Origin of the sequence: Rhizobacter sp. SG703 (genome assembly GCF_012275445.1) — a bacterium.
GTDB lineage: Bacteria > Pseudomonadota > Gammaproteobacteria > Burkholderiales > Burkholderiaceae_C > Rhizobacter.
The window spans coordinates 210233-231058 of record NZ_JAAZQK010000011.1 but is presented as its reverse complement, the minus strand read 5'-3'; the positions used below and the strand labels follow the sequence as shown (position 1 = coordinate 231058).

Genomic DNA, 20826 nt, shown 5'->3' with positions numbered 1-20826 from the left:
ATGCTGGAGTCGTTGGCGGGCACGGCCTACCGGGCCAAGGACTACGCGAAGACGATGCAGTGGGGCCAGCGCTACTTCAAGGAAGGCGGCGCGAGTGGCACGGTGCGCACGCTCTTGATCCAGAGCCAGTACCTGGGCGGGGACTTCGCGGGCGCCGCGCGCGAGCTGCAGGTGGAGATCACGGCGTCGGAGAAGGCCGGGCAGGCCCCGGCCGAAGACCGGCTGAAGCTGCTGGCCAATGCGACGCAGCGCATGAACGACACCAACGCGTACGTGTGGGCGGTCGAGAAGCTGGTGACGTACTACCCGCAGAAGCAGTACTGGACCGACCTGCTGGGGCGGCTGCAGCGCAAGCCGAACTTCAGCGACCGGCTGGCGCTGGACACCTACCGGCTGAGCCTGGCGACGGGGGCGACGAGCGCGGCGGCCGACTACATGGAGATGGTGCAGCTGGCGGTGCAGGCGGGCAGCCTGAACGAGGCGCAGCAGGCGATGGACAAGGGCTTCGCGGCCGGCGTGCTGGGCGTGGGCCCGGAGGCCGAGCGGCACAAGCGGCTGAGGGACCTGGTGGCCAAGCGGCTGGCCGAATCGAAGGCCGGGCAGGCGCAGGCGCTGAGCGAGGCGAAGGCGGCCAAGGACGGCGGCGAGCTGCTGGCCATCGGCATGGACCAGGTCTATGGCGGGCAGGCCAAGGCGGGGCTGGAGCTGATGCAGCAGGGCATCGCGAAGGGCACGAAGCGCCCGGACGATGCGAAGCTGCACCTGGCGATCGCGCAGCTGGTGGCCGGCGACCATGCGAAGTCGGCCGCGACCTTCCGGACCGTGCAGGGCAACGACGGCACCGCCGACCTGGCGCGGCTGTGGGCGCTGTACGCCAGAAAGAAGTAGCGCTGCAAAGCACCCGCGAAGCGCGGTGCCCATCAAGCAACTCCCGCGGAACCGGCTTTGCCGGGCCGCTGGGAGGCCCCCCTTGGGGGCCGAGCCCGGACATGAACAATCCTGAGGACTGTTCGTGCCTGGCGAGGGGCTGGGCCTCTGGCCCAGCGCGGCCTGCAAGGCAGGAGCGAAGCGACTGGGGGGCTCTATTTCGGCGCGAGCCTGATGGCGCCGTCCAGGCGGATCACTTCGCCATTCAGCATCTCGTTCGTGATGATCTGGTGCACCAGCTTCGCGTAGTCGGCGGGCGTGCCCAGGCGGCTCGGGAAGGGCACGCCGGCAGCCAGCGCGTCCTGCACCTCCTGCGGCATGCCGAACAGCATTGGCGTGCCGAAGATGCCCGGCGCGATCGTCATGTTGCGGATGCCGTTGCGTGCCAGGTCGCGCGCGATCGGCAGCGTCATGCCGACGATCCCGCCTTTCGACGCCGAGTACGCCGCCTGCCCGATCTGGCCGTCGTAAGCCGCGACGCTGGCGGTGGAAATCAGCACGCCACGCTCGCCGGTGGGCTCGGGTGCATTGCGGCTCATCGCCTCGGCCGCGAGGCGGATCATGTTGAAGCTGCCGACCAGGTTGACCGTCACCGTCTTCGCGAACACCGCGAGCGGATGCGCGCCGTCCTTGCCGACGGTCTTGACCGCCGGCGCAATGCCGGCGCAGTTGACCAGGCCCATCAGCTTGCCGGCCGCGGTGGCCGCGGCGACCGCCGCCTGGCCGTCGGCCTCCTGGCTGACGTCGCAGCGCACGAACACGCCGCCCAGTTCCTTCGCGACCGCTTCGCCCTTGTCGGCCTGCAGGTCGGCGATGACGACCTTGCCGCCGGCCGCCGTGAGCATGCGCGCCGTGCCTTCGCCGAGGCCCGAGGCCCCGCCGGTCACGATGAAGACCTTGCCTGCGATGTCCATGGGGAGCCTCTTACTGCAGTGCGGCCAGCGCGCGCGACGTGATCTCCTCGACCGAGCCGGTGCCGGAGATCTTGCGGTACTGCGGTGCCGCGGCGTCGCCGGTGGCCGCCCAGCCGGCGTAGTACTCGACCAGCGGACGCGTCTGCTTCTGGTAGACCTCCAGGCGCTTCTTGACGGTCTCTTCCTTGTCGTCGTCGCGCTGGATGAGTTCGTCGCCGGTCAGGTCGTCGCGACCGGTGGTCTTCGGCGGGTTGAATTTCAGGTGGTAGCTGCGGCCGGAGGCCGGGTGCACGCGGCGGCCGCTGATGCGCTCGATGATCGCGGCATCCGGCACGTCGATCTCGAGCACGAAATCGAGCTTGACGCCGGCCGCCTTCATCGCGTCGGCCTGCGGGATCGTGCGCGGGAAGCCGTCGAACAGGAAGCCCTTCGCGCAATCGGGCTGGGCGATGCGCTCCTTGACGAGACCGATGATGAGGTCGTCGCTGACCAGGCCACCGGCGTCCATCACCTTCTTCGCGGCCACGCCGAGCGGTGTGCCGGCCTTGACGGCCGCGCGGAGCATGTCGCCGGTGGAGATCTGCGGGATGCCGAACTTCTGGCAAATGAACGCCGCTTGCGTGCCCTTACCGGCGCCTGGTGCGCCCAGCAGAATCAGTCTCATCAGTCATCCTCAATTTATGGAATTCGTGGTCGCGGTGCCGGCCGGCGCAGACACGGACTTTTGCCGTCGAGAATAGCATGCGACCCCCTGCGTGAAACTGACGCAAGGCAGGCCGCGGCACCCTCGGTGCCCCCGGGTTTACACCCGCTTTGCCACGCGAATCGCCGCCTGGATCGCGCCGGCGTTTTCAGCCGATCAATGCCCGCGCACGGGCCAGGTCCTCGGGCGTGTCGACCCCCGGTCCCGGGCGCACCGCGCTGACATGCACCGCGATGCGGTGCCCATGCCACAGCACGCGCAACTGCTCGAGCGATTCGGTCTGCTCGAGCGGGCAGGGCGGCAGCTTCGGGAAATCCCGCAGGAAGCCGACGCGGTAGCCATACAGGCCGATGTGGCGCAACGGGGCCGGCGACGACAGCGTCTCGATGCCCGACGCGTAGCCGTCGCGCCACCACGGGATCGGCGCGCGCGAGAAGTAGAGCGCGCGGTTCGCGCCGTCGAGCACGACCTTCACGACGTTCGGGTTGCGCAGCTCGTCAGCGCCGTCGATCGCATGCGCCGCGGTGCTCATCGGGCAGTCGGGCTGCGATTGCAGCAAGGCCGCGCAGGCATCGACCAGCGCCGGGTCGATCAGCGGTTCGTCGCCCTGCACGTTGACGACGATCTCGTCGGGCTGCAGGCCCAGCAGCGTGCAGGCTTCAGCCAGGCGATCGCTGCCGGTCGGGTGGTCGGTGCGGGTCAGCACGCAGGCCACGTCGTGGGCGCGGCATGCGGCGACGATTTCGGCGTCATCGGCCGCCACCACCACCTGCTGTGCGCCCGACAACGCGGCGCGGCGCGCGACGCGCACGATCATCGGCAGCCCGCCGATGTCGGCCAGCGGCTTGCGCGGCAGCCGCGTCGACTGCAGCCGCGCCGGCACCAGCACGGTGAAGCTCACGCGGCGCTCCCGGCCTCGGCGGGGGTGTCCAGCGATCGCGCCTCGGCCTCGAGCATGATCGGCATCCCGTCGCGCACCGGGAAGGCCAGGCGGTCGGCATGGCACACCAGCTCGTGCGCGGTGTCCTGCGGCGGGCGCTTGTGCTCCAGCGGCCCCTTGCACAGGGGGCACACCAGCAGTTGAAGCAGTCGGGTGTCCATCGGGTGTCCTCGGGTCAGGGGTGGGCGGCCGGCGCGTGCTTCGGCAGCAGCGCCAGCAGGTCGACCGTGAAGGCCGGCGGCAACTGGAAGTCTAGCGTCGCGACCCACACGCGGGTCGCGCCCAGGCGAGCGGGATCGAGCTTGACGGCATCTTTTTCGGTGACGACGACGTCGGCCGTGTCGGACGGCCACGGCAGCGTCGCGAAGTCGTGGTGGTCGGGCAGCGGCAGCTCGTCGATGTCGAGGCTGGCGTCGCGCAGCATCGAGAAGAAGCGCTGCGGATGCGCCAGTCCGGCGGCGGCAACCAGGTGGCGCCCGCGCAGATCGGCGCCTGCATCGGGGTCGAGCTTGAGGCCGTCCAGCCAGGCCTGCAGCGGCGTGAAACGGCCGAGGCGGCGCTGCACGACATGGCCCGGCAGCGGCGTCGACGGCGCCGGCGCGTTGTACAGCAGCACGCTGCACGCCGGCAGCGCCGACGGCATCGGCTCGCGCAACGGGCCGGCGGGCAGCAGCCAGCCGTTGCCGGCGCCGCGTTCGTCGAACACGATGACCTGCGCATCGCGCGCCAGTTGCCGGTGCTGCAGGCCATCGTCGCAGACGATCACGTCGACCGCCGGGTGCGCGGCGAGCAGCGTGCGGCCGGCCTGCGCACGCCGCCGGCCGACGGCCACCGGCGCGCCGCTGCGGCGCTGCATCAGCAGCGGCTCGTCGCCGCAGGCGCTGGCCGGCGTGTCCGGCGTCACCAGCACGATCGCGTCGCCCGCATGGCGGCCGTAGCCGCGCGAGACGATGCCGGGCGTCCAGCCGCGCTGCCGCAGCAGCTCGACCAGCGCGAGGCAGGTGGGGGTCTTGCCGGCGCCGCCGGCGATCAGGTTGCCGACGACGATCACCGGCACCGGAAGGCGGTCGATGCGCCGCCAGCCGGCCCGGAAGGCGAGGTCGCGCAGCGCGACGAGCGCGCCATACAGCCCCGCCAGCGGCAGCAGCACCCAGGCAAGCGCGCCGCGCGCCAGCCAGGCGCGCTGCAGTCGGAGGGACAGCGACACGGAGCGAGCGGGAAAGCGAAGAAGCGACGCGGCGCGCGACCGCTCAGCGCGCTTCGCCGCCTTGCGAGGTCTGGGCGGCGAATGTCAGTCGCGCCAGGCCCGCGCGGCGCGCGGCGTCCATCACCGTGATGACGGACTGGTGCGACGACGCCGCATCGGCCGACACGATGATGATCGCGTCCTTCGAGCCGGCCGCGGCCGCCAGCAGCTCGGCGGTCAGCATCTCGACGTTGCGGCCGTCGAGCGTCTTGCGGTTGACCGCGTAGCGCCCTTCGGCCGAGATCGCGACGATCACTTCCTTGTTGTTCTCGCGTGGCTTGTCGGCATCGGCCACCGGCAGGCTGACCTGCAGCTCGGTGAACTTCGAGTAGGTGGTCGACAGCATCAGGAAGATCAGGACGACCAGCAGCACGTCGATGAACGGGATCAAGTTGATCTCGGGTTCTTCGGGGTGATGCTTGCGGAACTTCATCGCCATGGCCTGTCAGCTCGCCTTGCGCACCGCGGTGAAGCGCATCAGGTGCGGCACCATGCGCTCGGCGGCTTGTTCCATCTCGAGCGTGTAGGCGTCGATCAGGCCCCGGAAGTAGCGGTAGGCGATCAACGACGGGATCGCGATCATCAGGCCGAACGCGGTGTTGTACAGCGCGACCGAGATGCCATGCGCCAGCAGCGCCGGGTTGCTGCCGCCGGTGGGCGCCTGCGACCCGAAGATCTCGATCATGCCGATCACCGTGCCCATCAGCCCCAGCAGCGGCGCGGCCGACGCGATGGTGCCCAGCGTGTTCAGGAAGCGCTCCATCTTGTGCACCGCGCTGCGGCCGGCGGATTCGAACGCGCCGTGCAGGTTGTCGTGCGAGATGCGCGGGTCGGCGATGATCGCCCGCAGGCCGGTGGCGAGCACCTGGCCGAGCAGCGAGTTGTCGGCCAGCTTGTTGACGACGTCGGCGGCCGGCAGGTGCGCGCGGGTGACCGAGATCACTTCATCGAGCAGCCGCGGCGGCGCGATGCGCGCGACCCGCAGGCTCGACAGGCGCTCGATGATCAGCGCGAGCGCAATGATGGAACACAGGAGCAAGGGCCAGATCGGCCAGCCAGCGGCTTGTATGATCGAAAACAATCCGGTCCTCTCAGCAATGGTGGGATGCGGTGATGCACAGGAGCCGCGGTCGACCGCCTCACCACAGGGTCTCGGGCGGTCTCTTTTTGGACGCGCGATTATGACCCCAAGGCAGGCCCGCCACGCACATCGGCAAGGCAACCGCATGTTCGCTGACGCTCCCGTGCGGGGACCCGGCTCAGTGGTCCGATGTAGTACCGGCCGACTACATCCTGAGTCCACCGCAACTGTGGATAACTTTGTGGGCAACCCCGGGGCGAACCCGTCCAGGCCGCGCCAATTCAGGCTCCGCCACAGATTGCTCAAACTTTAAGCATGGAAAATATGTTGAAAATCAAAGGGTTAGGCGATTGTGAATGCGGCATGACAGCCGAAGTGCGCCGCCAGCCCTTGATTGGCGGGCTTGTGGAGTTCTCGACCCGCATGAACGCTGGGTTTCCCCATGCTTGAGCGGTCCGCGGCACGGGGCGAGCGCCTGGTCTGGAGCGTCGCAGGGCTGGTCCACGCGGTGTCGGACGCGCTGGCGGCGCGGTTCAGCGCCTGTGTCGTGCAGGGCGAACTGTCGGGCTTCTCGCGCGCCGCCAGCGGCCACTGCTACTTCAGCCTGAAGGATGCCGACGGGCAGCAGGCGACCATCCGCTGTGCGATGTTCCGGCGCGCAGCGAGCCTGGTGGCGTTCAGCCCGGCCGACGGGCAGCGCGTCGAGGTGCGCGGGCGGCTCGCGGTCTACGAACCGCGCGGCGAGTTGCAGTTCGTCGTCGAATCGATGCAGCAGGCCGGTGCCGGCGCGCTGTACGAGCAGTTCCTGCGGCTGAAGGCGCGGCTCGAGGCCGAAGGGCTGTTCGATCCGCTGCGCAAGCGCGGGCTGCCGCGCTATCCGCGGCGGCTGGGGGTCGTCACGTCGACGTCGGGCGCGGCGCTGCACGACGTGCTGACCGCGCTCGAGCGGCGCGCGCCGCATGTCGCCGTCATCGTCTATCCGAGCCTGGTGCAGGGCGCCGAGGCGCCTGCCGCGCTGGTGCGCGCGCTTGCGCAGGCGGCCGAACGCAACGAGGTCGATGCGTTGATCGTGTGCCGCGGCGGCGGCTCGCTGGAGGACCTGTGGGCCTTCAACGACGAGCGCGTGGTGCGCGCCATCGCGGCCAGCCCGCTGCCGACGATCTGCGGGGTCGGCCACGAGACCGACGTGACGCTGGCCGACTTCACCGCCGACCTGCGCGCGCCGACACCGACCGCCGCGGCCGAGCTGGCGGCGCCGCCGGTGCGCGAGCTGGCCGAGATGCTCGCCGCGTTCGCGACGCTGATGCAGCGCCGCATGCACCAGGTGCTCGACCAGCAGTCGCAATGGATCGACCATGCCGCGTTGCGGCTCGCGCGGCCGGGGCAGGGCCTGCGGGCGACGGCGCAGCGCCTGCAGGGTCTGGCGCACCGGCTGCAGGCCAGTGCGCAGCGGCGCCTGCAGGCCGACGCGCACCGCCTCGACAGCGTCGCGCCGCGGCTCGCGCGCGGCCTGCAGCGCAGCACCGACGGCGCCGGGCACCGCGTCAATGCGCTGGCCGCGCGGCTGCAGGCGGTCGATCCGCGCCAGGTGCTCGCGCGCGGCTACGCCTGGCTCGAAGACGAGCACGGCGCGCCGGTCGCGAGCGTCGCGGCGCTGGCGGTCGGACAGCAGCTGGGCGCGGTGTTGTCGGACGGCCGCGCCACCGTCGACGTGCGGCAAGTGACGTCATCGGACGCGCGCCTGCAACCGACGCCTGCTCTGCCTACAATGCGCCCCACCTGACTCGATACCCGAAAGGAATTCGCATGGAACACACGCTGCCGCCGCTGCCTTACGCGCAAGATGCCCTCGCCCCGCACCTGAGCAAGGAAACGCTCGAATACCACTACGGCAAGCACCACAACGCCTATGTGGTGAACCTGAACAACCTGCAGAAGGGCACTGAGTTCGAATCGCTGAGCCTCGAAGAGATCGTCAAGAAGGCCTCGGGCGGCATCTACAACAATGCCGCGCAGATCTGGAACCACACCTTCTTCTGGAATTGCATGAAGCCGGCCGGTGGCGGCGAGCCGAAGGGCGCGCTGGCCGCGGCGATCGCCGCGAAGTTCGGCAGCTATGCGTCGTTCAAGGAAGCCTTCACGAAGAGCGCCGTCGGCAACTTCGGTTCGGGCTGGACCTGGCTGGTCAAGAAGGCCGACGGCAGCGTCGACATCGTCAACATGGGTGCGGCCGGCACGCCGCTGACCACCGCCGACAAGGCGCTGCTGACGATCGACGTGTGGGAGCACGCCTACTACATCGACTACCGCAACCTGCGCCCGAAGTTCGTCGAGGTCTTCCTGACCTCGCTCGTGAACTGGGACTTCGCTGAAAAGAACTTCGCGTAGTGGAGCCCCTCGCCGAAAGAATACTTTCGGCGATCCCACCGAGGGGATGCCGGCCGGCTTGGGGAGGCCCGGCGCTCGGCCGGCCCCCGGCGAACAGCGCCGAAAGTCAGCGACCGAACGGCGTGCCCGACAACTTGTCGCCGGATTTGATGCCGCGCTTCGCGAACCAGCCCTGGTTCATCTCGAGCACGAAGCGCACCGGCTTCTTCGAGCAGTGCGAGTCGAGCGTCTGCGGCTTCATGTCTTCGATGTTGACGACCGTGCCGTCGTCGGCGATGAAGGCGGCCGACAGCGGCAGCAGCGTGTTCTTCATCCAGAAGCACTGCACGCCGGCGTCTTCGAATGCGAACAGCATGCCGTCGTTGGTGCCCATCGTGCGACGGAACATCAGGCCGGTGGCCCGTTGATCGGGCGTCTGCGCGACCTGCGCCTGGATGTTGTGGATGCCGGCGGTGATCTGGATCGCGGGCAGTTGCTGCGGAGCGTCCTGCGCGATGGCGGCGACGGCGACCGGGCCGAAGGCGAGCAGGGCGAGCAGGCGGGAGGCGAGGGTCTTCATGGGCTGGCGGACATCCGGTGGAAGAGGTGGCCGCAACAGAGGGCGGCTGCAGACGAAGGGGTAGCTGGCGAGTTTAGCGAGCACCAAGAAAAACGCCCGGCATGGCCGGGCGTTCTTCATGCAACTCAGCGAAGCGGGCGAGAGCCCGGCTCCCCTTGAATCACTTGGCAGCCGAAGCAGCCTTTTCGCTCTTCTCGGCCTTCTTGGCTTCAGCCTTCTCGGCCTTCTTTTCGGCCTTCTTGTCAGCCTTGGCGGCGGCCGAGGCAGCCGGCTTGGCGGCTTCAGCGGGCTTGGCATCAGCGGCGAAAGCGCCGGCAGCGAACAGGGAAGCAATCAGGGCGGCCAGAATCTTGTTCATGTGAAAACCTTTCGAAAGTTTGGATCCGCCGTCCATCGGTGGACGACCCGCCCGTAACGCGGGCTCTCGAAAGTCGGTTGACACGGCACGTGACATAGAATCGCCGGCTTCAGTGCGGTCCGTTCCCAGTCACTCCAACATCAGCAGCGCGCGGAGCTATCTCATGTATCAGCACATCAAGGTGCCCGAGGGCGGGCAGAAGATCACCGTCAACGCGGACTTCTCGCTCAACGTCCCCGACCAGCCCATCATTCCGTACATCGAAGGCGACGGCACGGGCTACGACATCACCCCGGTGATGATCAAGGTCGTCGACGCCGCGGTGGCGAAGGCCTACAAGGGCCGCAAGAAGATCCACTGGATGGAGATCTTCGCCGGCGAGAAGTCGACCAAGATCTACGGGCCCGACGTGTGGCTGCCCGAAGAGACGCTGCAGGTCCTGCGCGAGTACGTCGTGTCGATCAAGGGCCCGCTGACGACGCCGGTCGGCGGCGGCATCCGCTCGCTGAACGTCGCGCTGCGCCAGGAACTCGACCTCTACGTGTGCCTGCGTCCGATCCAGTACTTCAAGGGCGTGCCGTCGCCGGTGAAGGAACCCGAGAAGACCAACATGGTGATCTTCCGCGAGAATTCGGAAGACATCTACGCCGGCATCGAGTTCGAGGCCGAGAGCGACAAGGCCAGGAAGCTGATCAAGTTCCTGCAGGACGAATTCGGCGTCAAGAAGATCCGCTTCCCGAACACCTCGGGCATCGGCATCAAGCCGGTTTCGCGCGAAGGCACCGAGCGCCTGGTGCGCAAGGCAATCCAGTACGCGATCGACAACGACAAGCCCAGCGTGACCATCGTGCACAAGGGCAACATCATGAAGTTCACCGAAGGTGGCTTCCGTGATTGGGCCTACGGCCTGGCGCAGAAGGAATTCGGCGCCGAGCTGATCGACGGCGGCCCGTGGTGCAAGTTCAAGAATCCGAACACCGGCAAGGACATCACGATCAAGGATTCGATCGCTGACGCCTTCCTGCAGCAGATCCTGCTGCGCCCGGCCGAGTACTCGGTGATCGCGACGCTGAACCTGAACGGCGACTACGTCTCCGACGCGCTGGCGGCCCAGGTCGGCGGCATCGGCATCGCCCCGGGTGCGAACCTGAGCGACTCGGTCGCCATGTTCGAAGCCACCCACGGCACGGCCCCGAAGTACGCCGGCAAGGACTACGTGAACCCGGGTTCCGAGATCCTGTCGGCCGAGATGATGCTGCGCCACATGGGCTGGAGCGAAGCGGCGAACCTGATCATCAGCTCGATGGAGAAGTCGATCCTGTCGAAGAAGGTCACGTACGACTTCGCGCGCCTGATGGACGGCGCGACCCAGGTGTCGTGCTCGGGCTTCGGCCAAGTGATGATCGACCACATGTGATCCTCATGTGATCGTCCGCTGGCGGCATTGGCCCCGGCAAGGATCTGCGAGCCCCTTGTTCCTGCGTGGAGCAAGGGGTTTTTCGTTGGGCGCTGCATTGGGCCTGATCCGTCGCGCGCTACGCCCAGCCACAATGAAGACGGCCCGGAGCCGTCTGGTTCGGGAAGCCGATGAAGGCTTTCCGCACCAGGCGATGCGCCGGGCCACGTGGGCCATACGAGGTGCGTCGACGGCAACGGTCACCGACCACCGAAGTGGCAACGGCAACCGCAGGCCACGCGCCGCCTGCGCGGCGCACGTTCTTCCACGCCGCCCGCGCGGCGCGTTCTTCCACGCCGCTTGCGCGGCGCGTGCCCTACGCCCTAGGCTGCAGCAGCTGAGGACTCCGTCACACCGACAGAACTGCGGCGGTGCGGGGTCGTCTCGGGTGCGTCGAGCGCAGAGATGTTCTGCGCGAGCTGGCCTTTCGGGCCTTGCACCACTTCGTAGCTCACGCGGCCGCCCTGCTTGAGCGTGCGAAAGCCTTCACTCTGGATGGCCGAAAAATGTGCGAACACATCCTCGCCACCCCCTTCCGGTTCAATGAAGCCGAATCCCTTCGCATCATTGAACCACTTCACGGTTCCGAACAACTTCTGGGCCATATTGGTCTCCTATCCCTGTGAGCGAAGAATTTTGTGCGCCACCTTGGTGACTGTCAAGGCACGGCAAACCATGGTTCAGGGCCATGCAACCAAATGCATTCCATGCGCAGCCGTGTCGTAGAACAATGGGCGCGTCGTGATGCATTTCCGGCCCTTGCAGTTCGTTCGGATGTCGCAATATCGGTTCGGGTGAGCACTGCGAAAATCAACTCTATAGAATGGTTCCATGCCAGAGGAAAAACCGACACCGCCAGAGCCGCTGAAGCGGCCGACACCCGATGACGGGCAGGGAGCGGTTGTGGCCGAAAGGCAGGCCGCGAAGACAGAGCCGCCGCGCATGTACCAGGTGGTACTGCTCAACGACGACTACACACCGATGGAGTTTGTCGTGATGGTGCTTCAGGAGTATTTCCAGCGCGACCTCGAAACCGCGACGCAGATCATGCTCAAGGTTCACAAAGAGGGCCGCGGAGTCTGCGGCGTCTATACGAAGGACGTCGCTGCAACCAAGGTCGAATTGGTGCTGGCCGCTGCCCGTCGGGGTGGCCACCCGTTGCAATGCATTATGGAGGCCGCATGATTGCGCAAGAGCTTGAAGTCAGCCTGCACATGGCGTTCGTCGAGGCGCGCCAGCAGCGCCACGAATTCATCACCGTCGAGCACCTGCTGATGGCGCTGCTCGACAACCCGTCCGCCGCAGAGGTCCTGCGAGCGTGCTCGGCCAACATCGACGACCTGCGCAAGAGCCTGGCGCAGTTCATCAAGGAAAACACGCCGACCGTCGGCGGGGCCGAAGAGGTCGACACGCAGCCCACGCTGGGATTCCAGCGCGTGATCCAGCGCGCGATCATGCACGTGCAGTCCACTGGAAGCGGCAAGAAGGAAGTGACCGGCGCCAACGTGCTGGTCGCGATCTTCGGCGAGAAGGACTCGCACGCGGTCTACTACCTGCACCAGCAGGGCGTGACGCGGCTCGACGTCGTCAACTTCATCGCGCACGGCATCAAGAAGACCGATCCGCCGGAGCCGGCCAAGCCGAGCGACGGCGGCGCGAATGCCGAAGGCGAGAAGGACGAAGGCGAAGGCAAGGGCTCGCCGCTCGACCAGTTCACGCAGAACCTGAACCAGATGGCGCGCGACGGCAAGATCGATCCGCTGATCGGCCGCGAGCTCGAAGTCGAGCGCGTGATCCAGATCCTGTGCCGTCGCCGCAAGAACAACCCGCTGCTGGTCGGTGAAGCCGGTGTCGGCAAGACGGCTATCGCCGAAGGCCTGGCCTGGCGCATCACCCAGGGCGACGTGCCGGAGATCCTGGCCGATGCCAACGTGTACTCGCTCGACATGGGCGCACTGCTGGCCGGCACCAAGTACCGCGGCGATTTCGAGCAGCGCCTGAAGAGCGTGCTGAAGCACCTGAAGGACCAGCCGAACGCGGTGCTGTTCATCGACGAGATCCACACGCTGATCGGTGCCGGTGCGGCGTCGGGCGGCACGCTGGACGCCAGCAACCTGCTGAAGCCGGCGCTCAGCTCGGGTGCAATGAAGTGCATTGGTGCGACCACCTTCACGGAATACCGCGGCATCTTCGAGAAGGATGCGGCGCTGTCCCGGCGCTTCCAGAAGGTCGATGTGGTCGAGCCGTCGGTCGAGCAGACGATCGAGATCCTGAAGGGCCTGAAGTCGCGCTTCGAAGAGCACCACAGCGTCAAGTACGCGCTGGGCGCGCTGCAGGCCGCGGCCGAGCTGTCGGCGAAGTTCATCAACGACCGCCACCTGCCCGACAAGGCGATCGACGTGATCGACGAAGCCGGTGCCGCGCAGCGCATCCTGCCGAAGAGCAAGCAGAAGAAGACCATCACCCGCAACGAGGTCGAGGAGATCGTCGCGAAGATCGCGCGCATCCCGCCGACCAGCGTGTCGAGCGATGACCGCTCGAAGCTCAAGACGCTGGACCGCGACCTGAACAGCGTGGTGTTCGGCCAGGAGCCGGCGGTCGAGGCCATTGCGGCAGCCATCAAGATGGCGCGTTCCGGCCTGGGCAAGCCCGACAAGCCGATCGGTTCGTTCCTGTTCAGCGGCCCGACAGGCGTCGGCAAGACCGAGGTCGCGAAGCAGCTGGCGTTCATCCTGGGCATCGAGTTGATCCGCTTCGACATGAGCGAGTACATGGAGCGCCACGCGGTCAGCCGCCTGATCGGTGCGCCTCCGGGCTATGTCGGCTTCGACCAGGGCGGCTTGCTGACCGAGGCGATCACGAAGAAGCCGCATGCGGTGCTGCTGCTCGACGAGATCGAGAAGGCGCACCCGGACGTCTTCAATGTGCTGCTGCAGGTGATGGATCACGGCACGCTGACCGACAACAACGGGCGCAAGGCCGACTTCCGCAACGTCATCATCATCATGACGACGAATGCGGGCGCGGAGACGATGAACAAGTCGACGATCGGCTTCACGAACGCCCGCGAGCAGGGCGACGAGATGGCCGACATCAAGCGCCTGTTCACGCCGGAGTTCCGCAATCGCCTCGACGCCACGGTGAGCTTCCGCGCGCTGGACGAAGAGATCATCATGCGGGTGGTCGACAAGTTCCTGCTGCAACTGGAGAGCCAGCTGCAGGAGAAGAAGGTCGAGGTCACCTTCACCGACGGGCTGCGCAAGCTGCTGGCGAAGAAGGGGTTCGACCCGCTGATGGGTGCGCGGCCGATGCAGCGCCTGATCCAGGACACGATCCGCCGAGCGCTGGCCGACGAGCTGCTGTTCGGCAGCCTGGTCGACGGTGGCCGCCTGACGGTCGATGTCGATGCAGACGGCAAGACGGTGCTCGACATCCAGCCGTCGAAGAAGATCGACAAGCCGAAGGCCGAGCCGGCGACGGCCTGATCCTTCGGTCTGCAAGTCGCGAGACGACGGGGCCTTCGGGCCCCGTTTTTCATTCAACCGGCCGTCACGCCACCGGAAATCGCGCCGCCGGATCCTGCTCGAAGAAGTCGCGCAGCAGTGCGTACAGCGGCGCATCCCAGGCCTGCAGGTCGAGCGGCGCGACGAAGAAGGTCTCGCAGGCCACTGCGAAGAACTCGTCGGGGCCCTCGGCAGCGTAGGGGTCCATGAAGATGTCGTCGTCGCGGTCGACCTCGGCGCAGAAGCGCTCGTAGCTGGCCGGCATCACCTCGCGCCAGCGCCGATGCGCCTCGCGGCTCGGCAGCGGCGGGATGCCGTCGGAACGGCCGTCGCGCATGTCGATGACGTGCGCGAACTCGTGGATCACGACGTTGTAGGCCCAGCCGCTGCCGTCTTCCGGGTTCTCCTGCGCCTCCGCGACGTCGCGCCATGACAGCGTCATCGGCCCGGCGCCGGGCGCCTCGCCGGACAGCGCTTCTTCGTACTCGTGCACGATGCCGTCGTCGTCGACCACCTCGCGCTTCGCGAGCATCTCGTCGGGGTGCACGACGATCAGCACGAAGCCGTCGTACCAGCCGAGCCCGAGCCGCAGCACCGGCAGGCAGGCCTGCGCGGCGATCGCGACCGCCATCGCATCGCTGACGACCACGCCGTGCGTGCCGTGGAACTGCTTGTCGGCGAGGAACAGCGTTGCGAAGCGGCGCAGCTGCGCGGCGTCGGCCTCATCGAGATCGCCGAGGAACGGATAGCGTGCCATCGTCTCGTGCCACAGCGCATCGGGAATTGGCCGGCGCGCCAGCGTGCGGCGCTCGCGCCACGCCTGCCAAGCCGAGACCAGCCGCCCCAGCACGGCCGCTCAGGCGAGCGCCACGCCGGGGGGCGTGATGCGCCTGAAGCCGCGCGCACTCAGCCGCAGCACCTCGGCGCGGTGCGGCGGGTGGTCGAGTTCCCAGTCGCTCAGCACGTGGCGCAGCATGCCTGGCGCCAGCGGCTCGCTGCCCGGGTGGTGCGTGTGGCCGTGCACCATCGTCGTCGCGCCGGCTTCATGCAGCCAGCGCACCGCGGCCGCGCCGTCGACATCGGCCCAGTCCATCGGGGCCGGGTTGCTGCGCTTGAGCTGCTCGCTCTCGTTGCGCACCGCCCGCGCAAAGCGACGGCGCTCGTCGAGCGGCTTCGCGAGGAAATCCTGCTGCCAGGCCTCGCTGCGCACCAACGCGCGGAACTGCTGGTACTTGGTGTCGTCCAGGCACAGCGCGTCGCCGTGCGTCAGCAGCACGCGTTGCCCGAAGGCCTGCAGCACCGTCGGGTCGGGTAGCGCGAGCACGCCGCAATCGCGCAGCATGTCGAGCCCGACCAGGAAGTCGCGGTTGCCCGCCATGAAGCCCACCGTGCGCCGGCACGCCGCCTCGGCCAGTTCGTTGGCGCAGCGCGCCTCGAACTCGTCGTGGCGGCTGTCGTCGCCGGCCCACACCTCGAACAGGTCGCCGAGGATGAACACAGCGTCGGCGTCGGTCGTGCGCAGGTAGGCCGACCAGGCGTCGAAGGTGCGCGGCGTGTCGGCGCTCAGGTGCAGGTCGGAGATGAAATCCACGCTGCGCCAGTCGGTCGGCGCCATGTACTCCCAGAGGCTGGGCAACGGTGGCGGTGCAACGGCGGTCTGGCGCGACATGGAACCCCGTACTGCAGGTTGTGGCGGGCGGTGAGGCGCTCGAGGTGGGTGAGCCCGGGGCTCAGACCACCTTGGCTTCGAGGATCACGACGTCTTCGGTCGGCACATCGCTGTGGCCGCCCTTGTTGCCGGTCTTCACCTGCTCGATCTTGTCGACGATGTCCTGGCCGGCGACGACCTTGCCGAACACCGCATAGCCCCAGCCGGACGGCGTCTCGGACTTGAAGTTCAGGAAGTCGTTGTCGGTCGCGTTGATGAAGAACTGCGCGGTGGCCGAATGCGGCACGCTGGTACGCGCCATCGCGAGCGTGTAGTGGTCGTTCTTCAGGCCGTTGCCGGCCTCGTTCTGGATCTGCGCATCGGTCGGCTTCTGCTTCATGCCGGGCTCGAAGCCGCCGCCCTGGATCATGAAGCCCTTGATGACGCGGTGGAACACCGTGCCGGCGTAGTGTCCCTTCTCGACGTACGAGAGGAAGTTCTTGACCGACAACGGCGCCTTGGCGTCGTCGAGTTCGACGCGGATGGTGCCGTGGTTGGTGACCAGGTCGACGAGTTTGCTCATGTTATTTCTCCAGCGTGGCTTGCTTGATGATGACGGGTTGGACCGGCACGTCCTGGTACGGTCCCTTGCTGCCGGTCTGCACGGCGCGGATCTTGTCGACCACGTCCATGCCCGAGACGACCTTGCCGAACACCGCATAGCCGTTGCCGTCGCGCGATTGCGCGGCGTTCAGGAAGGCGTTGTCCTTCACGTTGATGAAGAACTGCGAGGTGGCCGAATTCGGGTCCATCGTGCGGGCCATCGCGAGGGTGCCGCGGGTGTTGTCGAGGCCGTTGCGCGCTTCCAGCGGGATCGGCGGGCGGGTCGGTTTTTCCTTCAGGTCGGGCGTCATGCCGCCGCCCTGGATCATGAAGTCGGGGATGACGCGGTGGAACACCGTGCCGTTGTAGTGCCCGTCCTTCACGTACTGCAGGAAGTTGGCGGCCGACTTCGGCGCCTTCGCGGCATCGACCTCGACGACGATGTCGCCGAGCGAGGTGGCGAGCTTCACCTTCTGGGCGAATGCCGCCATGCTGCTCGTCAGGCCGGCGATGCCGACGACGCCGGCTGCCATCAGCGGCATCCATGACTTGAGGGTTTTCACGAGATCACTCCTTCGAAGAATATTTTCCATTGTCCACTTTCCTTGCCCCAGTACTGGCGCTTCAACGGGCCGGTCAACTGGCCGCTCAGCACCTCGCCGAACGTGACGATCAGCACCTCGCCGGCGTCGCGCCACGAGAGGATCGACATCTCCTTCAGCTCGGCGCTGCGGCCGCGCGTGGCCTGCAGTTCCTTGTCGACCATCTCCGACCACTGCGCGAGGTCGGCGGTACCGCTCTGGAACTGCGGCGAGTAGAAGCTCAGCAGCTTGCGCACGTCGCCCTGCGAGCGCGCGATGCGCCACTGCTCGACCATCGCATGCGCCGCGATTCGTTCCTGCTCGACCTGAGCGCGCGCCACCCATTCGATCTTCGGTGCGATCACGACCGGCGTGCGCCGCGGCGACACCTCGCGCAGCAGCCGCAGCAGGTCCGGGTTGGCCAGCACCACGCAGCCGTCGGTGGTCTGCGGGCCGCGCGCGAAGTTGGCCGGCGGCACGCCGTGCAGCCAGATGCCGCCACCGGTCTTGCCGCGCCGGCGATCGTATTCGTTCGGGTAGTTCAGCGTCAGCGCGCCCGGGCCGTAGAAGTCGGCGACCTGCTGGTTCGTCAGCCGGCTGGTGATGAAGTAGGCGCCGAGCGGCGTGCGCTGGTCGCCTTGCTCCTTCTTGTCGACCCCCAGCCGGCCGAGCGAGACATAGTGGTCGGCGACCAGGTGCAGGCCTTTCGCGTCGTTCGCGAACAGGTACAGGCGGGAGCGGCTCGCGTCGACGGCGATCGCATGCCGGGTGCTGGGCGGGATGTCGGTGAACTGGCGCGGCAGCGCATCGGCCGGCGGCCGCTCGGTGAGCGCCGCCAGCCGCAGCGTGGCCTCCTGGCGCAGCTGCGCGAGCTGGTCGGGCGACGACGCGGCCAGTTCGGGCGGCGCGGCACCCATCGCGTCGAGCGGCTGGCGGCGGGCGAGCAGCAGGTCACCATGGACCAGCTGCGCGAGCTGGAAGTTCGGCACGTCGCGCGTCAGCGCCTCGGCGCGCGCGAGCGCGGTGCGGGCATCGCCGTCGCGGATCAGCTGGTAGACCTCGATCAGCCGTGCCTCGGGCGAGGCCGGCGCCGACGGCAGGCCGCTGCGCGCCACCGCGGGTTTCAGCGCGGCCGGTGCGCGCGGTGCGGCCAGCGCCACGCCTGCCGCCCACGGCAGCGCCAGGCACACAGGCAGCGCCGCGCGGCGGCACCACTCACGCAGGCGTCGGGTCACGAACCGGTGCTTTCCTTCTGGATCAGCCAGCGGCCGGAGACGCGCACCAGGTCGAGCCGCTTGCGACTGGACACCTTCAGCGCATCGGCGCTGTAGGCCTGGCGTGCCTGCAGGACGGCCTTGTCGCCTTGCACCCGGATGTCGAAGTCGCTCAGCGTGACGGTGATGCTGCGCTTGCCGGTGATGCGGGCGCGGCGTTCGGCCTCCCAGGCGGCGCGCGTCTTGCCGCCGTTGAAGTCGGGGGTGTAGGACGCGAAGTAGGCGTCCATGTCCTTGCGCGCCCAGGCGGCGGCCCAGGCGAGTGCGGCGGCTTGCACGTCCTTCGCGTCTTCGCTGGCGGTGGCCGGTGCCGGCGTGGCGGCCGGCGCCGGGGCAGGCTTGGTCGTGGGGACCGGCGCAGGCGGTGTCACCGCCACCGGGGCCGGCGCAGGCGCGGGGACGGGTGCGGGCGCCGCAGCGGCAGCCGGCTTCGGCGCCGCGGCAACCACCGGTGCCGGCGCGGGCGCAGGCGCGGGTGCCGGCTTGGCGGCAACCGCCACCTGCGGCTCCGAGCGCGTCATCGGCGAGAACAGGTCGCGGATCATCGCGAGCTTCGGGCTGACCTTCGCGGTGCTGCCGCCGTCGATCTGCAGCGCACGCGAATAGGCCTGGCTCGCCAGCTTCGCGTACACGTCGCCGAGGTTCTCGTAGGCGGTCGCGTAGCTCGGGTTCGTGCGGATCGCCGCTTCGAGCGAACGCCGCGCCTGGTCGTACTGGCCTTGCTTGCTGTACAGCACCGCGAGGTTGTTGTGCGGCTCGGGCAGCTCGGGGTGGTCTTCGGTCAGCTTGACGAACACCGCGATCGCGTCGTTCGACTTGCCTTGCTCCGACAGCACCAGGCCCTTGAGGAAGCGCATGCGCGCGTCCTTCGGCTTCGCGGACAGGAACTGGTCGGCCTTCTGGTTCGCCTCGGCCAGCCGGCCCGCGCCCAGCAGGCCGTCGACATCGCCGTACTCGTCGGCCCGGGCGGTGCCGGTTGCAAGCGCGGCGAAGACGGCCAGGGCGACGAGCGAAAGGCGTGGAGTCATCTGGGGGCCGCGAGGTTGGTGGATGGACGACGTTGGCGGGCGCCAGCGGGGCGCAACGGTGTGCGGAAACGGCCCGCTATACTGCGAAAATTGTATAGCAGCCCCGTGGCTGCAAGCCCTTCGACCCTCGCTACACCCCGGGTGTGCGGCACCGGCCGGCGCGATGCGCCGCCGGACAATGCCCGCTGGCCAGGCCCTATGAGCGGTTCCACTGCAGCACTCCGCCGATGACCCTGAGCATCTTCAACACCTTGTCGCGCCAGACCGAGGTGTTCACGCCGATCGAACCGAACCACGTGCGCATGTATGTGTGCGGCATGACGATCTACGACCTGTGCCACGTCGGCCATGCGCGCTTCATGATGGCCTTCGACGTCGCCGCGCGCTGGATGCGCACGCTCGGCTACCAGGTCACGTACGTGCGCAACATCACCGACATCGACGACAAGATCATCAAGCGCGCGCTCGAACGCAACATCCCGATCCGCCAGCTCACCGACGAGATGACGGCCGCGATGCACGAAGACGTGGCCGCGCTCGGCATCCTGCCGCCTACGCACGAGCCGCGTGCCACCCAGTACGTGCCGCAGATGCTGGAGATGATCGCCACGCTCGAGCGCAAGGGCTACGCCTACCGCGCGCCGAGCGGCGACGTGAACTATGCGGTGCGCAAGTTCGACGGCTACGGCAAGCTCTCGGGCAAGTCGCTCGACCAGCTGCGCGCCGGCGAGCGCGTGGCCGTGCTGGACGGCAAGGAAGACCCGCTCGACTTCGTGCTGTGGAAATCGGCCAAGCCCGCCGAGCCCGACGACGCCAAGTGGGCGAGCGAATTCGGCGCTGGCCGGCCGGGCTGGCACATCGAATGCTCGGCGATGAGCTGCGCGCTGCTCGGCGAGCACTTCGACATCCACGGCGGCGGCATGGACCTGCAGTTCCCGCACCACGAGAACGAGATCGCGCAGAGCGAGGGCGCGACCGGCCGGCCCTTCGTCAACGTGTGGATGCACAACGGCTTCCTGAACGTCGTCAACGACCAGGGCGAAAACGAGAAGATGTCGAAGTCGCTCGGCAACTTCTTCACGATCCGCGACGTGCTGAAGCGCTACGACGGCGAGACGATCCGCTTCTTCATGCTGCGCACGCAGTACCGCAGCCCGTTGAATTTCGGCACCGCCAACCTCGACGACGCGCGCAACGCGCTGCGCCGGCTCTACACCGCGCTGGTCGACCTCGACGTGCCCGAGATCGCGGTCGACTGGACGCAGCCGCAGGCCGCGCGCTTCCGCGCCGCGATGAACGAGGACTTCAACACGCCCGAGGCGGTGGCGGTGCTGTTCGAGCTCGCGACCGAGCTGAACAAGAGCCGCTCGCCGCAGCAGGCAGCGCTGTTCAAGGGACTGGCCGCGACGCTCGGGCTGCTGCAGCAGAACGCGCGCAGCTACCTGCAGGCCGGCAGCCAGCTCGACGACGCCGCGATCCAGGCGCAGATCCAGGCCCGGGCCGATGCGAAGAAGGCGCGCGATTTCGCGCTGGCCGACAGCATCCGCCAGAACCTGCTGGCGCAAGGCATCGTGCTCCAGGACTCCGCGCAAGGCACGACCTGGATGAAGGCCTGAT

Annotated in this window: 23 protein-coding genes; 7 read left to right on the top strand and 16 right to left on the bottom strand. The window is 67.9% G+C overall.

Annotated elements, in window-relative coordinates:
- On the top strand, positions 1 to 888 hold an 888-nt coding region (locus tag FHT26_RS23275; protein WP_168562465.1), incomplete at its 5' end, for a hypothetical protein.
- A 194-nt stretch (positions 889 to 1082) separates the two neighbouring features.
- On the opposite strand, the gene FHT26_RS23270 is transcribed toward FHT26_RS23275, so the two are convergent.
- The 7 genes from FHT26_RS23270 to FHT26_RS23240 all read right to left on the bottom strand — a co-directional run bounded on the left by FHT26_RS23270 (position 1083) and on the right by FHT26_RS23240 (position 5811).
- Positions 1083 to 1841 (bottom strand): 3-hydroxyacyl-CoA dehydrogenase, encoded by a 759-nt coding sequence (locus tag FHT26_RS23270; RefSeq protein WP_168562464.1) that lies wholly within the window; start codon positions 1839 to 1841, stop codon positions 1083 to 1085.
- Between the two features lie 10 nt (positions 1842 to 1851).
- Positions 1852 to 2505 carry an adenylate kinase gene (gene adk / locus FHT26_RS23265; protein ID WP_168562463.1) on the bottom strand — a complete coding sequence of 218 codons (654 nt, stop codon included), beginning with the start codon at positions 2503 to 2505 and terminating at the stop codon, positions 1852 to 1854.
- 187 nt (positions 2506 to 2692) lie between these two features.
- The gene (gene kdsB / locus FHT26_RS23260; RefSeq protein WP_168562462.1) at positions 2693 to 3445 is read right to left on the bottom strand and encodes a 3-deoxy-manno-octulosonate cytidylyltransferase; all 753 of its coding nucleotides are present in this window, start codon (positions 3443 to 3445) and stop codon (positions 2693 to 2695) included.
- Positions 3442 to 3645, bottom strand: a complete 204-nt coding sequence (locus FHT26_RS23255) for a Trm112 family protein (RefSeq protein ID WP_056808127.1) — start codon at positions 3643 to 3645, stop codon at positions 3442 to 3444. The genes kdsB and FHT26_RS23255 overlap by 4 nt, the downstream gene beginning before the upstream one ends.
- A 14-nt stretch (positions 3646 to 3659) precedes the next feature.
- Entirely contained in the window at positions 3660 to 4691 is a 1032-nt protein-coding gene (lpxK, locus tag FHT26_RS23250; RefSeq protein WP_168562461.1) for a tetraacyldisaccharide 4'-kinase, read from the bottom strand.
- Between the two features lie 43 nt (positions 4692 to 4734).
- On the bottom strand, positions 4735 to 5163 hold the full coding sequence (locus tag FHT26_RS23245; RefSeq protein WP_168562460.1) for an ExbD/TolR family protein: 429 nt from the start codon (positions 5161 to 5163) through the stop codon (positions 4735 to 4737).
- 12 nt (positions 5164 to 5175) lie between these two features.
- Positions 5176 to 5811, bottom strand: a complete 636-nt coding sequence (locus FHT26_RS23240; RefSeq protein ID WP_056808131.1) for a MotA/TolQ/ExbB proton channel family protein — start codon at positions 5809 to 5811, stop codon at positions 5176 to 5178.
- A gap of 442 nt (positions 5812 to 6253) precedes the next feature.
- Here FHT26_RS23240 and xseA point away from each other — a divergent pair, with 442 nt between their 5' ends.
- Entirely contained in the window at positions 6254 to 7594 is a 1341-nt protein-coding gene (xseA, locus tag FHT26_RS23235; protein WP_168562459.1) for an exodeoxyribonuclease VII large subunit, read from the top strand.
- A gap of 23 nt (positions 7595 to 7617) precedes the next feature.
- Entirely contained in the window at positions 7618 to 8199 is a 582-nt protein-coding gene (locus FHT26_RS23230; protein ID WP_056808135.1) for a Fe-Mn family superoxide dismutase, read from the top strand.
- Between the two features lie 106 nt (positions 8200 to 8305).
- Here FHT26_RS23230 and FHT26_RS23225 read toward each other — a convergent pair whose 3' ends face one another.
- Together FHT26_RS23225 and FHT26_RS23220 are read right to left on the bottom strand one after the other, a co-directional pair.
- A complete protein-coding gene (locus tag FHT26_RS23225) occupies positions 8306 to 8758 on the bottom strand; it encodes a DUF192 domain-containing protein (protein ID WP_168562458.1) in 453 nt (150 codons plus the stop codon).
- A 160-nt stretch (positions 8759 to 8918) separates the two neighbouring features.
- Positions 8919 to 9116, bottom strand: a complete 198-nt coding sequence (locus FHT26_RS23220) for a hypothetical protein (protein WP_056808139.1) — start codon at positions 9114 to 9116, stop codon at positions 8919 to 8921.
- Positions 9117 to 9279: 163 nt separating this feature from the next.
- Between FHT26_RS23220 and icd the strand changes: the two genes are divergently transcribed.
- The gene (gene icd / locus FHT26_RS23215; protein WP_168562457.1) at positions 9280 to 10533 is read left to right on the top strand and encodes an NADP-dependent isocitrate dehydrogenase; all 1254 of its coding nucleotides are present in this window, start codon (positions 9280 to 9282) and stop codon (positions 10531 to 10533) included.
- A gap of 362 nt (positions 10534 to 10895) precedes the next feature.
- Here the strand turns inward: icd and FHT26_RS23210 are convergent, their stop codons facing one another.
- On the bottom strand, positions 10896 to 11177 hold the full coding sequence (locus FHT26_RS23210; RefSeq protein WP_056808144.1) for a cold-shock protein: 282 nt from the start codon (positions 11175 to 11177) through the stop codon (positions 10896 to 10898).
- Positions 11178 to 11403: 226 nt separating this feature from the next.
- Here FHT26_RS23210 and clpS point away from each other — a divergent pair, with 226 nt between their 5' ends.
- Positions 11404 to 11757 carry an ATP-dependent Clp protease adapter ClpS gene (clpS, locus tag FHT26_RS23205; protein ID WP_082541734.1) on the top strand — a complete coding sequence of 118 codons (354 nt, stop codon included), beginning with the start codon at positions 11404 to 11406 and terminating at the stop codon, positions 11755 to 11757.
- Positions 11754 to 14057, top strand: a complete 2304-nt coding sequence (gene clpA / locus FHT26_RS23200; protein WP_168562456.1) for an ATP-dependent Clp protease ATP-binding subunit ClpA — start codon at positions 11754 to 11756, stop codon at positions 14055 to 14057. The genes clpS and clpA overlap by 4 nt, the downstream gene beginning before the upstream one ends.
- A 64-nt stretch (positions 14058 to 14121) precedes the next feature.
- Here clpA and FHT26_RS23195 read toward each other — a convergent pair whose 3' ends face one another.
- The 6 genes from FHT26_RS23195 to FHT26_RS23170 form a co-directional block, all read right to left on the bottom strand.
- Complete coding sequence (locus tag FHT26_RS23195; protein ID WP_168562455.1) at positions 14122 to 14925, bottom strand: zinc-dependent peptidase; 804 nt, start codon at positions 14923 to 14925, stop codon at positions 14122 to 14124.
- Positions 14926 to 14931: 6 nt separating this feature from the next.
- A complete protein-coding gene (locus FHT26_RS23190; protein ID WP_168562454.1) occupies positions 14932 to 15744 on the bottom strand; it encodes a UDP-2,3-diacylglucosamine diphosphatase in 813 nt (270 codons plus the stop codon).
- 61 nt (positions 15745 to 15805) lie between these two features.
- Positions 15806 to 16306: a peptidylprolyl isomerase gene (locus tag FHT26_RS23185; protein ID WP_168562453.1), complete on the bottom strand. Its 501-nt coding sequence runs from the start codon at positions 16304 to 16306 to the stop codon at positions 15806 to 15808.
- Position 16307: 1 nt separating this feature from the next.
- Positions 16308 to 16859: a peptidylprolyl isomerase gene (locus FHT26_RS23180; protein WP_246868078.1), complete on the bottom strand. Its 552-nt coding sequence runs from the start codon at positions 16857 to 16859 to the stop codon at positions 16308 to 16310.
- Between the two features lie 26 nt (positions 16860 to 16885).
- Positions 16886 to 18142 (bottom strand): L,D-transpeptidase family protein, encoded by a 1257-nt coding sequence (locus tag FHT26_RS23175; protein ID WP_349238212.1) that lies wholly within the window; start codon positions 18140 to 18142, stop codon positions 16886 to 16888.
- The gene (locus tag FHT26_RS23170; RefSeq protein WP_168562451.1) at positions 18139 to 19209 is read right to left on the bottom strand and encodes a nuclear transport factor 2 family protein; all 1071 of its coding nucleotides are present in this window, start codon (positions 19207 to 19209) and stop codon (positions 18139 to 18141) included. The genes FHT26_RS23175 and FHT26_RS23170 overlap by 4 nt, the downstream gene beginning before the upstream one ends.
- Positions 19210 to 19436: 227 nt before the next feature.
- Between FHT26_RS23170 and cysS the strand changes: the two genes are divergently transcribed.
- Positions 19437 to 20825, top strand: coding sequence for a cysteine--tRNA ligase (gene cysS, locus FHT26_RS23165; RefSeq protein WP_168562450.1), 1389 nt, complete (start codon positions 19437 to 19439; stop codon positions 20823 to 20825).
- Position 20826: the final 1 nt, after the last annotated feature.